Consider the following 13,949-nt stretch of genomic DNA (forward strand, 5'->3'; position numbering starts at 1 on the left):
GCCTTCAGGGGGACGTGCGGAGTTCGGCGGCGTGCAGTACCGCACGCGCTGTGTCGGCCGGCCGGGTGCGCGGGAAGTGGTGGCCGCCGGCCGTCAGGACGTACAGCTCGACGTGTTCGGCCAGCGGCCTCCAGTCCTGGTGGCGGTGCCGGAAGCGCGCGGTCCGCGGGTCGTCGGCGGCGACGACCGCGGTGACGGGTGTGGACAGCGGGGCGGCCAGGGCGTGGGTGAGGTGGTGGTGCGCCGGTTCGTCGTCGGCGTGCTCGTCGTGGCCGTCTCCGGGCCACCGCGCGCCGATGAACAGCCGCCGGGCCGCCGTACCGCGCTCCTCCAGTTGCCTGGCCGCCTCCACGGCGTACGCGGCCCCCGAAGCATGCCCCCACAGCAGCGGTCCGGTCAGGCCGAGGCGGACGATGCCGGCGACGATCTCCGCGGCGGCCTCGGCGACCTCGACGGGCCGTGCGGTCGTGTCCCGTCCGGGCAGCTCGACCGCGTAGACCGCCCGCCCGCTGTCGCGCAGCGCGTCGGCCAGCGGCTGGAAGGCCGCCGCGTCGGCGCCCGCCCAGGGAAAGCACACCAGGGCGCCGTCGTGCGCGCCGTCCGGTGCCGTCAGCGGCCGCAGCAGCGCCGCGCCCGGCTGCCGGGACCTGCCGTCGAGCACGTCCGCCAGGTCGGCGAGGACCGGGTGCCGGGTGACGTCCTTGAGGGAGACCGCGCGGTCCAGGAGGATCGCCAACTTCACCGCGGCCAGCGAGGTGCCGCCCCGGTCGAAGAAGTGGTCCCGGCGGCCGACCCGGTCCTGCGGGACGCCGAGCACCGTGGCCCACGCGGTGGCGAGCCGCCGCTCGGCCGGTGTCCGGGGCGCGAGGTGCCGGCCGTCCGCGTCGTCGAGTCCGGCGGCGAGGGCGGCGAGGGCCTTGCGGTCGGTCTTGCTGTTGGCGGTCAGCGGCAGCGGGCCGTCGTGCCGGTGGAAGGCCGACGGCACCATGTACGCGGGCAGCGACTGTGCCAGCCGGCTGCGCAGCAGGTCGGTCGCGAGGGGGCGCGGGCCGCGGTAGAAGGCCACCAGGCGTGCGCCCTGGCCTGCGCGTTCGGTGACGATCACGGCGCCGTCGCGGACACCGGGCACCCGCAGCAGGGCGTTCTCCACCTCGCCGGTCTCGATACGGAAGCCGCGGACCTTGACCTGGGCGTCGCGGCGCCCGAGGTAGTCCAGTTTTCCGTCGGGCCGCCAGCGCCCGAAGTCTCCGCCCTGGTAGAGGCGTTGACCGGGCCGGTGCGGGTCGGTGCCGAAGCAGACGCGGGTGCGTTCGGGGTCGTTGACGTAGCCGCGGCCGACGCAGACGCCGGAGAAGACGATCGCGCCGGGGGCGCCGAGCGGCACGGGTGCGAGGTGTTCGTCTACGACGTACACCCGTACGTTGGCGACGGGCGGGCCGAGCGGGACGCGTGCCCCGTCCGGTGCGCCGCGCATGACCTCGTGGTTGGTGTCGTCCGAGGTCTCGGTCAGCCCGTACGCGTTGACCAGGGCGGTGCCGGGCCGGGCGGCGAACCAGCGCTGGGCCAGCTCCGGCTTGAGCGCCTCACCGGTCGCGGACACGTACCGCAGGTCGGGCAGGGCGCGGGGGTGCTGCTCCAGGTAGGACAGGACGGCTTCCAGGTACGACGGTACGACCTGGAGGACGTTCACCCGGCCTTCGGTGATCCGGTCGACGAACCGGGGGACGTCGAGGATCGCGTCCTGTTCGACCAGGAACGTCCGGCCGCCGACGAGGAGCGCCGCGATCAGTTGCCACAGCGAGATGTCGAAGCACCGGGGCGCGGTCTGGGCGACCGTCCGCCCCGGCCCGATCTCCAGGTCGTCGATCTTCGCGAAGAGGTGGTTGAGCAGGCCCGCGTGCTCGCACATCGCGCCCTTGGGCTCGCCGGTGGAGCCGGAGGTGAAGTAGATGTAGGCGAGCTGTCCGGCGGTCACCGTGACACCCAGGCCGCCGTCGGCGTGCTCTTCCGCGTACGCCGTCCCGACGGTCAGGCACCGCACCTCGGGCAGGTCCTTCAGAGCCTGGTCGAGGGTGGCGGTGCTGCCGTGCTCGGTCAGCACGAGGGCGCAGCCCGACCGGGCGAGGATCTTGGCGATGCGGTCGGCGGGGAAGTGCGGCTCGATCGGCAGGTAGACGCCGCCGGCTTTGAGGACGGCGAGGACGGCGGCCGTCCAGTCGAGGTTCCGCTCGGTGACCACCGCGACGACTCCTTCGCGGCGCAGCCCGCGGGCCAGCAGCGCCCGGCCGAGCTGATTGGCGTGGGCGTTGAGCTGCGCGTACGTCCAACTACGGTCGCCCTGGACGGCCGCGACGGCGTCGGGGTGAGCGGCCGCCTGCTGTTCGAAGAGTTCGTGGGCGCGGCGGTCGGGCAGGTCCCTGCGGGGCCCCGCGAGCCCTTCGAGCTGATGGTGGAGCTCGTCGGCGGAGAGCAGGCTCTGCCGGGTGTGGTCGGCGTGCGGATCGGCGGCGATCAGCGCGAGCGCGGTGAGGTGGTAACCGGCGATCCTGGCGGCGCACTCCGTGTCGAGCGCGTCGGTGCGATGGCGCAGCCGCACGATGAGGCGGCCTCGGCACCGGACGATGCCGACCGACAGGACGACGTCCTCGGGGAGCCCGTCACCGGTGTCGTGCGGAGCGAAGACCACCTCGGACAGCAGCGGCTCCCGGTCCGGCAGGCCCGTCGGCTCGGGCCGGACGTCCTGGTGCGCCAGGAGCCGGGACTCGGCGCGTCGGGTGTGCAGCACCAGGGCCCGCCACGAACCGGGGGCGGCCGTCAGCCGACAGGGCAGCGCCCGCCCGCCCGCCGTCGCGGCGTACCCGGTCGTGACCTCCGGTTCACCGGTCAGCGCGGCGAGCACCTTGGCGTGTGCCGCCAGCAGTACGGTCCGGAGCGGCACCGCCAGTTCCTCCGCGACGCGCCCCAGCTCCGTGACGAGGCCGGCCGGGACGGCCGCCCGGTACTCGGCCAGTCCGGGTACGGGACGGTGGGCCCACCGGGGAACGGCGGTGAAGCCGCCGCCGTCGAACACGCCGCGCCAGAACGCGCGGCCGGCTTCCTCCGCTGACTTCGCCATCGGTGTTCCTCCGCTCTCAGTCCGTGCGCTCGGGGTGGTGCGGGGCCTGTGAACCACTGCGCGGCGCGGGGACGGGCAGCTCCCCGGCCGGTAACTCCCGTGCGGGCATCTCCCGTGCGGGGTTTCCGCCCCACCGCGCGTCCCGGGGCACCTCCTCGCCCTTCATCAGGAAGGAGTCGGCCGCGAGCGCCGCGCCGTCGCCCACCGTGACCCCGTAGTGGACGAGGGCGCCGGTGCCGAGGGTGCAGCCGTCGCCGAGGACGGTGCGGTCGGACTTGAAGGTGCCGTCCTCCTGCGAGTGGCACTGGATGACGCTGCCCGCGTTGAGGGTGCAGTGGTCCCCGATCGTGACGAGGGAACGTTCGGGCATGGCGCAGCCGTCGTCGTACAGCCGCCGTCCGATCCGTACGCCGAGCGCCCGCCAGACCAGGCTCTTGAACGGGGTGCCGTTCAGGAAGCGCGACGGCATGGCGTGCAGCTTCCAGAAACGTTCGTGCCGCCAGAAGTACGGCGCGTAGATCGAGCAGTACCGCGGCGTCATGCGCCGGAACCCGGTGGCGGCCCGCTCGGCGCACACCGAGGACGTGACGGAGAAGAGCAGCCCCAGCACGGAGGCCGCCGCGACCGCCGCGGCACCGAGCGCGTGGTACAGGTCGGCGGCGGCCCAGGCGAGCAGGGTGAGGACATACACCTGCGCCCACCGGACCAGCAGCAACAGGCCCATCGACCGGAGGTTGTAGGCATTCTTGGCGGCCAGGTGGCGGCGTAGCGCGTCGCCTTCGCGCAGGTGGTCGAAGGCGGCGTCGCGCTCGACGGAGCGCGGGATCTCGAAGCAGGGCGAGCCGAGGAGGCCCACGCCTTCCCGTACGGGCCCGTCGAGGGGGACCGCGACCTTCGTCGCGAGAAGGCAGTTGTCGCCGGTCCGGCCCCCGGGCGGGTAGCAGACGTGGTTGCCGAGGAAGTTGCGGGGTCCGATCGTGACACGGGAGAGGCGGAAGGAGGTCCGGGAGTACTCCGCGTTCATGAGGGACAGGCCGTCGGCGATCATCGTGCCGCTGCCGACCGAGCTGAGGTACGGGGACTCGTGCTTGACCTCCGTCCCGAAGTTGGACCCCGTCTGCTCGACGCGGGACAGGTCGTAGCCGAGGCGGCCGAGGTAGGTGACGACGTAGGAGCTGTCGCCGAAGAACCGCATGAAGAACTTGACGTTGGTCATCCGCGCGATCGTGCGGTGCAGCGAATAGTGCAGGCCGTACATCCGGTACGCCCGGCCCGGCTCGATGGCGAGGTGGAGCAGCCGGGGCACCGTGACCACCATGAGGAGTCCGGCGGCCAGCGCGCCGAAGAAGAGGGCGGCCGAGGCGGCCAGGGCCTCGCCGTAGAACGACCAGTCCCTGAAGGCGAGCGGTCCCGAGTCCAGGAGCGAGGCGAGGCGCGGCACCGCGGCCAGCAGTATGCTCACGCCGCCGATGGCCAGCGGCAGGTACACGAGCAGGACGCCCAGCAGTTGCAGGGTCCCGTAGGCCACCCGCGGAGTGCTGCGGAAGGCCCCGTCGTGCGTCCGGTGTCCGGCCTCCGTACGCTGCGCGGGCGAGCCGTGCCAGTGTTCCCCGGCGGGCACGGCCTGGCCCGTGTGGAGGGCGGAGGCATGGCCGAGCCGGGCCCCGTCGCCCAGCGACGTACCGATGTCCAGCACCGTCGCCTCGCTGACCAGCACGTCCCGTCCGAGGACGACCGGGCCGGTCCGGATCACCCCCGCGTCGGCCCGGTAGCAGGTGAAGTACACGTCCTTGCGGACGACCGTGCCCGCGCCGACGGTCAGCAGATCGGTGCAGACGGGCACGTGCTTGGACAGGATCGTGACGTCCCGTCCGATCTTGGCGCCCAGTGCCCTGAGGTAGCCGGTGTAGAGCGGCGAGCCGGTGAAGAGGACCAGCGGACTCGTCTGCGCGAGCGTCCTGACGGCCCAGAACCGGAAGTACGCCAGGCTCCAGACGCGGAGCTCCCGCTGCGTCCACCGCCCGACGAGCACCCACTTGGCGAGGACCGGGAAGGCGCACAGCCCGAGGAACACCGCTGCTCCGAAGAGGACCGCGCGCACGTAGACACCGCCCGCGCCGGACGCGCCGGACATCCAGTCCCAGCCGCGGGCGGTGACGACGGCGGCGAGGAAGGAGTAGCCGAGGAACGTCAGGAGTTGCAGGGTGCCGCAGAGGATGTACGCGAGGGTGCCGACGGGGCGCGGAGGCGGCGGCCCGGAGGGGGCCGGGTCAGGGGGCGGGGGTGCGGCGGAGGCCGCGACCGGGGCCGGTGACTGTCCTGGCGCGGGGTCTGCGGTGTCCGCGGTGTCGATGAGGGCCGCCGCCAGAGCGGTGATCGTCGGGTACCGGTAGACGTCCCGCATCGACACCGACGGGAGAGCGGCGCGTTTCCTGACCCGGGCACAGAAGTGGGCCATGACCAGCGAGTCGGCGCCCAGGTCGGTGAAGAAGTGGGCGTCGGGCGCGACGTGGCCGACGTGCAGGACGTCCGCCAGTATCGCGGCGAGGACGGCGGCTGCTGCTTCGCACGGTTCGGCCGATGCGGAAGGTGCTGACGCTCCGGACGGTCCGGCTGATTCGGACGCTGTGGCTAATTCGGAAGGTGCGGCTGGTCCGGACGGTGCCGATGGTTCGGACGGTGCCGCTGGTGGCGCCTCGACGGATTTTCCCACCACGTGACCTCCTCGGAGGAGCGGAGTCACGGGCCCGGCGGATCGGACCCCTCGCCGTTGGAGGCGTGAACGGCCGGGGAACACCGTGAAAATTCACGTAACACCCGGGAAATGACCCCACGGTCCGGGCCGTGTGACGGAGGCCGTGCACCGTAGGGGCGGTACGCCCGCGGCCGCCGTACCGCCGCTCCCGCCCCTGGCTCACCGCCGGCGCCGCACAGCTCACCGGTCCCCCGCCGGCCCGTCGGCGCCCTGCACCCACCGCAGGTCAGACCCGTTACCGGCAGAAGACGAAACCGGTTTCGGTTGTTTCGCCGCCCGGCGTGAACCTATTCTCGCGAGCGGGGGGTGGCGCTTCGATGCGCCGCTGGGTTGGAGCGTCGAAGATGGTGTCGGCCGGAGGACCGAGGGAACTGCCCGCGCCGCTGACGACCTTTGTCGGCCGGCGCCACGAAGCCGCCGGAGTCTGCGCGCGCCTGGAACGGAACCGGCTGGTCACCCTGACCGGGGCCGGCGGGGCGGGCAAGAGCCGGCTCGCCGTCGAGGTGGCCACGAGTCTCACGTCCCGCTACCGGGACGGGGCGCGTTTCGTGGAACTGGCCGGACTGAGCGAGCCGTTGCTGGTGGCCCACGCCGTCGCGGCGGGGCTGGAGGTCCAGGAACAGGCGGGGAGAACGCTGCCGGACGTCCTGGTGGAGCGGCTGCGCGACAAGGTCATGCTGCTGGTGCTGGACTGCTGCGAACACCTCGTGGAAGCGGTCGCGCAGCTCGTTCTGCCGCTGCTCTCCGCCTGCCGGAACTTACGGGTCATGGCGACCAGCCGGGAACGACTCGGTATCCCCGGTGAGGCCCTCTGGCCGGTCACGGGGCTCGCCACGCCGCCCGCCCAGGCCGCCGGGGCCGATGTCCTGGAGTACGACGCGGTCCGGCTGTTCGTGGACCGGGCCACGGCGGTCGAGCCGGGCTTCGCGGTCACCGAGGCGAACGCGGCGGCGGTGGCGGAGATCTGCCGGAAGCTGGACGGTCTGCCGCTGGCCATCGAACTGGCCGCGGCCCGGACGAACGCGCTCGACGCCGAGCAGCTCAGCAGGTGGCTCGACGACCGGTTCCGGCTCCTGGCCTGGGAGACCCGGGCCCCGCTGCGCCGCCACCGGACGCTGGACAGCGTCGTCGAGTGGAGCTACGACCTGCTCAGCGAGCCCGAACGGAAACTGTTCGAACGGCTGTCGGTGTTCGCCGGTGCCTTCACCCTGGACGCCGTGGAGGCCGTCGCCACGGAGGAGGCCGGCCCCGCCTGCCCGGGCGACCTGCTCCTGCGACTTGTCGACAAGTCGCTGGTGACGGTCGTCCCCGTGCACTCCCCCGCCCGCTACCGGCTGCTGAAGACGCTGCGCGCCTACGGGCTCGCCCGGCTGCGGCGGCGGGGCGAGCTGGGCCCGCTGTCCGCGCAGCACGCCGCGTACTTCCACGACCTCGCCGAGCAGGCGTGGGAACGGTTCCGCAGCCCGCACCAGGCGGTGTGGGTGGACCGGCTCAAGGCCGAGCACGACGATCTGCGTGCCGCCCTCGAATGGCTGCTGGCCTCCCACGACGTCGACGGCGCGGTCCGCCTGGCCGGCGCCCTCGCGTCCTTCTGGGACCTCCAGGGGCGCTACGCCGAGGGACGCGTCTGGCTCGAACGGGCACTGGGAGCCGACCGGAACGCCGCCGCCAAAGGCCGCGTACGGGCCCTGAACGGGCTGGGACTGCTCGCGGTGATCCAGGGGGACCCGGAGCGCGCCTGGCTCTCCTGCTCCGAGGCCGAGCGCCTGTCGCGGCGCGACGGCGACCTGCCGGGGCTGGTGTGCTCCCTGCAGTACCTCGGGTTCGGCGCGCTGCTGCTCGGGAACCCGGACGCCGCGGTGGAGACGCTGGGCGAATCGCTGACGGCCGCGCTGAAGACCGACGATCCGTGGCTGGTGGGCTGGTCGTACCTGTTCCTGGCCATGGTGGAGGTCACCCGGAGCGACTTCACGCAGGCCGGACACCACGGCCGGACGGCGTTCCGGCTGCTGTGCGAGTCCGGGGAACCGAAGAGCATCGCCTGGGCCGAACTCACCCTCGCCACCGCTTCGTGGGGCCTGGGTGACGTGCGGGACGCCCGTGCCCGTACGGGAGAGGCGCTGCGTCTGTTCCACCGGCTCGACGCTCCGTGGGGCCTGGCCGAGGTCTTCCAGGTCACCGCCATGCTGGCCGTCTCCCACCACCACTACGAGCAGGCGGCCGCACTGTTCGGCGCGTCGGACACGGCCCGGAAGAAGTCCGGCGCCGCGCTGCTGTCGTTCCTCAAGGGCTGGCGGGCGGCCGGTATCGCCAAGGCCCGCAGGGAGCTGGGCGACCGGCGCTTCGAGGAGGCCCGCGACCACGGCCGGCAGTGGCCGCCGGCGACCGCCGTACTGGCCACCGCGGCGGAACTCGGCACGGACCCGCCGCCCCCCTCCCCCGCTCCGGCGGAACCGCGTGGCACCGACGACGCGCCTGCGGCACCACCGCACCAGGCTTCGCTGCACAGGCGGGGGGACTACTGGGCGCTCGCCCACGACGGCCGCACCGTCCATCTCAAGCACACGGTGGGCCTGGGCTACCTGGCCCGGCTGCTCGCCGCGCCCGGCCGGGAGTTCCCGGCCCGCGAACTGGCCGCGGCCGACCGCGGTACGGCACGCGGCGGCCCGGCGACGCCGGACGGTCCGGTGTCCCCGGCGTCCGGCGACGCCGGGCCGGTCCTCGACGCCCGGGCGAAGGACGCCTATCGCCGGCGGCTGCGCGAACTGGCCGAGGAACTGGACGAGGCGGAACGTTTCCACGACACCGGGCGGGCCGAACGGGCCCGGGTCGAACTCGACGCCGTGACCGAGCAACTGGCCGGCGCCGTCGGCCTGGGCGGCCGCGACCGCCGGGCCGCGTCCGACAGCGAACGGGCCCGGCTGAGCGTCACCAAGGCCCTGAAGGCGGCGGTGAAACGCATCTCCGTGCACGACCCCGTCCTCGGACAGCATCTGGAGCGCAGCGTCCGGACGGGGGCGTACTGCTCGTACGCGCCGGATCCCGCCACCCGGATCGGCTGGAACGGCGGCCCACCTGGCTGAAAGACGCGGCCCGGTCAGGGAACTGGTTCCTCCTGCCGGCCTCCTGGTGGGACAGCCGGCGCCGCGATGTGCTCCGGAGGAGCCTGCGGCGTTCCGCAACCGGAACGCCACGCTGTTTCCGGACATTCTCTGAATAACGGCGTGGCGATGTTGAGATGGGTGTACTCGGTCTGAGCGCGGGGTGCTGTGGTGCGGGTCGAGGAGCAGTCATGTATTGCAGCCGGTGTGGTGCTCAGGTGATTCAGGGACCGGATGGCGGGTGGTCGTGCAACTGTGGAGCGTCCGGATGACAGAAGGTGAACCAAGGCCGGGTGGCGTGGGCCCCGGGGAGGCGACCGGGCGGTGGCCGGAGTACTTCACCACCGCACCGTGTCCACGCTGCCAGACGGCCAACGACGGACTGAACGGCCGCTTCGCCTGCGATGCCTGCGGCCATGCGTACTCCTTCCACGTGGCGCCGTGACGTCCGCGTGGCGCCGTGACCGGCGGGCCGGTTCCGGTGCGTGGCGGGAATTCCCGTTGCAACACGGCGGGCGCCGGGTAGGAGGGGTATGTGGAATTTGTGGTGGTGCTGCTGCTCGGCTCGGTGCTCGTCGGCGGGCTCGTGCTCTTCGTCATAGAAGCCGGCGTACGGCGCACGCGGTCCATGGCCGCCCGTGACGACCAGGAGATCAGCGAGTTGCGCCGGCGCTACGGTGACGGCCGGTGGTAGCCACCGTCGGCGGCAGCGGGAGGGTGACCTGAGTGCCCATCAGGGCCGCTCGCCTTCCTGCTGCCGCCTTGTGGCCGGGTGGCCGGGCCGACCGATGGCCCGGTCCGGGTCAGCCGGGTGCCCGCGTCAGTTGGTCACCGGCGCCGGGTAGGTCGGGTACTCCACCCCGGAGACGTACTGGACGACGCGGATGACCTGGCAGGAGTAGCCGAACTCGTTGTCGTACCAGAGGTAGAGGATCGCGTTGTCGCCGTCGACCTTGGTGGCGCCGGCGTCGACGATCGAGGCGTGCCGCGAGCCGATGAAGTCGTTCGAGACCGCGTCGGGGGCGCTGGTGAAGTCGATCTGACGCCGCAGCGGCGAGGTCAGCGACACGTCGCGGAGGTGGTCGAGGACCTCGTCGCGGGTGGTCTCGCGGGCCAGTTGGAGGTTGAGGATCGCGATCGAGACGTCCGGCACCGGCACCCGGATCGAGCTGCCGGTGATCTTCGCCTGGAGATCGGGCAGCGCCTTGGCGACGGCGGAGGCGGCACCGGTCTCGGTGATGACCATGTTGAGCGGCGCCGAGCGGCCGCGGCGGTCGGCCTTGTGGAAATTGTCCAGCAGGTTCTGGTCGTTGGTGAACGAGTGGACGGTCTCGACGTGGCCGCGCAGCACACCGTACTCGTCGTCCATCGCCTTCAACGGCGGGACGATGGCGTTGGTGGTGCAGGACGCGCAGGACAGGATCTGCTCGTCCGGCTTGATCGTGTCGTGGTTGACGCCGTGCACGATGTTGGGGACGTCGCCCTTGCCCGGCGCGGTCAGGACGACCTTGTCGACACCGGGGCGCAGGTGCTTCGACAGCCCCTCGCGGTCGCGCCACTTGCCCGTGTTGTCGATGAGGATGGCGTCCTTGATGCCGTACGCCGTGTAGTCCACCTCCGACGGGTCGTCGGCGTAGATCACCTTGATCACGTTGCCGTTGGCGACGATGGTGCTGTTCGCCTCGTCGACGGTGATGGTGCCCTGGAACTGACCGTGGATGGAGTCACGCCGCAGCAGCGAGGCGCGCTTGACGATGTCCTGCTCGCCGCCCCTGCGGACGACCACGGCACGCAGCCGCAGGCCGTTGCCCGAGCCGGCCTTCTCGATGAGCAGCCGGGCGACGAGCCGGCCGATGCGGCCGAAGCCGTAGAGGACGACGTCGCGCCCCTCCCGGCGCTCGATCTTGTCGGCGCCCAGGGCGCCCGCGACGGCCTCGGCGGTGAACTCCGCCACCGACAGGCCGCGGTCGTCGGCCTTGTAGGTCTCGGCGAGCCGGCCGATGTCGATCTGGGAAGGACCGAGGTCGAGAGCGGTGAGGGCCTGCAGGAACGGGAACGTCTCGGTGATCGAGAGCTCCTCGCCCGCTATCTGGCGCGCGAATCGGTGCGTCTTCAGGATGCTGACCACCGACTTGTTCACCAGGGAGCGGCTGTGGAGCAGGACCGTGACGTCCCGCTCCCGGTGCAGCTTCCCGATGATCGGGATCATCGACTCCGCGATCTCCTCGCGGTTCTTCCAGTTTGTGAACGAGTCCTCGTTGACAGTCACAGGTCCATCTTTCGAGCTAGGCGGTGCTCAGATGCTAACCCCACCGCTCTTTCGTTGTGCACGGGGTCGGCAGTGACGGGCGACACGGTGGTTATTAGCGTGCGCATGACAACAACGACCGAAGCCACGCCCCCTGCCGGACCGGACACCCTCGCATGGGCATCCGGTCCCGCAGAGCGCGCCGCGCGCCTCAGGAGCGGTGGTACGGGTTCGGGACGTGGATGTCGGCACCCAGCTCGCGGGCCGCGTTGCGGGCGAAGTACGGGTCGCGCAGCAGCTCACGGCCGATGAGGGCGGCGTCCGCCCGGCCGTCCACGATGATCTTCTCGGCCTGCTGGGCCTCGGTGATCAGACCGACCGCGCCGACCGGCAGCCCGGTCTCCTTCTTGACCCGCTCGGCGAACGGCACCTGATAGTCGGGGCCCGCCACGATCTTCGCGCCGGGGGCGTTGCCGCCGGTGGAGGTGTCCAGCAGGTCCACGCCGTGCGCCTTCAGGTCGGCCGCGAAGCGCACGGTGTCGTCGGCGGTCCAGCCCTCGCGCTCGTCGTCCGCGTTCTCCGACAGCCAGTCCGTCGCCGAGATCCGGAAGAACACCGGCAGCTCCTCAGGCCACACGGCCCGCACCGCGTCCACGACCTCCAGCGCGAACCGGGTGCGGTTCTCGTACGAGCCGCCGTACTCGTCGGTACGCCGGTTGGTGTACGGCGAGAGGAACTCGTTGATCAGGTAGCCGTGCGCGCCGTGGATCTCCGCCACCTCGAAGCCCGCCTCCAGGGCCCGCCGCGCGGTCGCCGCGAACTGTCCGACGATCTCCTGGATCTCCTCGGTCGACAGCTCCGCCGGCTCGGTGGACGCCTCGTCGAACGCCAGCGGGCTCGGGCCCACCGGCTGCCATCCGTGCCCCTCACCGGGAGCGATCGCGGCGCCGCGGTCCACCCACGTACGCTCGGTGGAGGCCTTGCGTCCCGCGTGGGCGATCTGGATGCCGGGGACGGAGCCGTGCGCCTTCAGGAAGTCGGTGATGCGGCGGAACGCGGCGGTCTGCCGGTCGTTCCAGAGCCCCAGGTCGTACGGGCTGATGCGCCCCTCGGGGCTCACCGCCGTCGCCTCGGTCAGGATCAGCCCCGTGCCGCCCACGGCGCGCGAGGCCAGGTGCTGGAAGTGCCAGTCGTTGGGCACACCCTGTTCCGGGCCGTCCGGCGCCGCCGAGTACATGCACATGGGAGCCATCCATATGCGGTTGGGGATGGTCAGCGACCGGAGGGTGAGGGGCTCGAACAGTGCGCTCACGACGGACTCCCGCGTTCGGTGGTGCTTCGGCTTGACGCTTCATACGATATCCCTCGTAGTACGGGGTCTGTCAAACTACGAAGGGTCTCGTACTTGTGGTGGCTCACGGCGGGACGCGGAGGGTCGACGCACGCGAACGGGGCCGGCCCTCGATGGGTCCGGCCCCGCACGTCGTTCCACGCCGCTGCACCGTCCGGCTCGCGGCGTACCCCCGTACCGCCGCGACCGGCCGTCCGGCCCGGAGCACCGCCCTGGGCCGACCGGCTCACGATAAGGGCCCCCGGACGACTCGTTCGAGCGATTTTTGACGCCTCCGGGCGAGCTCTGCCGCGGGATACCGCAGCGCGGGAACCGGGCGGCGCGCGCATCGCGGACCGCGCGACTGTTCAGGCACGGCCGCACCGGACACCCGCAGGGGTGCACCCCGTCCCGTACCGCCGCTCCGTATCACGGCACCCCGAGGAGGACGCGCCCATGGCCACGCGCGGCATCGACCACATCGGCGTCACGGTCCCCGACATCGACGCGGCGACCGCCTTCTTCGCGGCCGCGCTGGACGCGGAAGTCCTGTACGACACGCTGCCCCGGGAGGAGGGCCCCAACGGGGGCGAAGGCGTCGAGCGGCGCCTCGGGGTGCCGCGGGGCACCGCGCAGACGGCCATCCGGATGCTGGCCCTGCCGAACGGGCCCGGCATCGAGTTGTTCGAGTTCACCGGTCCGCGGCAGCGGTCTCCCGCCGTCCCGTGCGACCTGGGATGGCAGCACCTGGCCTGCTACGTGGACGACCTGGACACCGCGGTGGCGCGGGCCGAGGAGGCGGGTGCCGTGGCACTCGGGCCGCCGCAGCCCCTGCCGGGGCCGGAGGAGGGGGCACGCAACCGGTTCGCGTATCTGCGCACCCCCTGGGGCAGCACGCTGGAGCTGCTGACCTACCCGGACCCGCAGCCGTACGAGCGGACGGCCCGCCGGCGCCGGTGGCGCCCCTGAGCACCGCGGCCGCAGAGCGGCGGCGGAGGGGCGGAGAGGGCAGATCGGAGGGGTCGCACAGAGAACCGATGCACTTGCAGTGTTTCGATCCGCAAAAGTGGGAAACACCAGAGTCGAAGCGTTTTGATCTTATTTGTGAACGAGGTGAGCTGCCATGGGAATCATCGCGTGGATTCTGATCGGGTTGCTGGCGGGTGCGATCGCGAAGGCACTGATGCCGGGTAAGGACCCGGGTGGGTGCCTCGTCACCATGCTGATCGGCATCGTCGGCGGACTGCTGGGCGGCTGGCTCGGCAAGGTGATCTTCGGGGTGGAGTCGATCAACGGCTTCTTCCACCTCTCGACGTGGATCGCGGCCATCATCGGCTCGGTGATCGTCCTGGCGATCTACCGCGTGACCATCGGCCGTAAGCAAGGGCGCTGACGCGGCG

General features: G+C 72.0%; 8 protein-coding genes. 4 read left to right on the forward strand and 4 right to left on the reverse strand.

Going from position 1 to position 13,949, the window contains the following annotated elements; all coding sequences use genetic code 11:
• Nucleotides 1-4: 4 nt before the first annotated feature.
• Both EJG53_RS04115 and EJG53_RS04120 read right to left on the reverse strand, forming a co-directional pair.
• Nucleotides 5-3,115 carry a non-ribosomal peptide synthetase gene (locus EJG53_RS04115; protein WP_125043642.1) on the reverse strand — a complete coding sequence of 1,037 codons (3,111 nt, stop codon included), beginning with the start codon at nt 3,113-3,115 and terminating at the stop codon, nt 5-7.
• A 16-nt stretch (nt 3,116-3,131) separates the two neighbouring features.
• Nucleotides 3,132-5,828, reverse strand: coding sequence for a Pls/PosA family non-ribosomal peptide synthetase (locus EJG53_RS04120; protein ID WP_371858786.1), 2,697 nt, complete (start codon nt 5,826-5,828; stop codon nt 3,132-3,134).
• 359 nt (nt 5,829-6,187) lie between these two features.
• Between EJG53_RS04120 and EJG53_RS04125 the strand changes: the two genes are divergently transcribed.
• The gene (locus EJG53_RS04125; protein WP_125043643.1) at nt 6,188-8,953 is read left to right on the forward strand and encodes an ATP-binding protein; all 2,766 of its coding nucleotides are present in this window, start codon (nt 6,188-6,190) and stop codon (nt 8,951-8,953) included.
• A gap of 553 nt (nt 8,954-9,506) precedes the next feature.
• Entirely contained in the window at nt 9,507-9,665 is a 159-nt protein-coding gene (locus tag EJG53_RS40560; RefSeq protein ID WP_154806356.1) for a hypothetical protein, read from the forward strand.
• 126 nt (nt 9,666-9,791) lie between these two features.
• Here EJG53_RS40560 and EJG53_RS04130 read toward each other — a convergent pair whose 3' ends face one another.
• Nucleotides 9,792-11,240, reverse strand: coding sequence for a glyceraldehyde-3-phosphate dehydrogenase (locus EJG53_RS04130; RefSeq protein WP_125043644.1), 1,449 nt, complete (start codon nt 11,238-11,240; stop codon nt 9,792-9,794).
• Nucleotides 11,241-11,430: 190 nt separating this feature from the next.
• A complete protein-coding gene (locus tag EJG53_RS04135; RefSeq protein WP_125043645.1) occupies nt 11,431-12,531 on the reverse strand; it encodes an NADH:flavin oxidoreductase/NADH oxidase in 1,101 nt (366 codons plus the stop codon).
• A 474-nt stretch (nt 12,532-13,005) separates the two neighbouring features.
• Here EJG53_RS04135 and EJG53_RS04140 point away from each other — a divergent pair, with 474 nt between their 5' ends.
• Nucleotides 13,006-13,518, forward strand: a complete 513-nt coding sequence (locus EJG53_RS04140) for a VOC family protein (RefSeq protein ID WP_125043646.1) — start codon at nt 13,006-13,008, stop codon at nt 13,516-13,518.
• Nucleotides 13,519-13,672: 154 nt separating this feature from the next.
• Complete coding sequence (locus EJG53_RS04145) at nt 13,673-13,942, forward strand: GlsB/YeaQ/YmgE family stress response membrane protein (RefSeq protein ID WP_125043647.1); 270 nt, start codon at nt 13,673-13,675, stop codon at nt 13,940-13,942.
• The last annotated feature ends 7 nt before the right edge of the window (nt 13,943-13,949 follow it).

This window comes from Streptomyces chrestomyceticus JCM 4735 (genome assembly GCF_003865135.1).
In the GTDB taxonomy this organism is placed as follows: domain Bacteria; phylum Actinomycetota; class Actinomycetes; order Streptomycetales; family Streptomycetaceae; genus Streptomyces; species Streptomyces chrestomyceticus.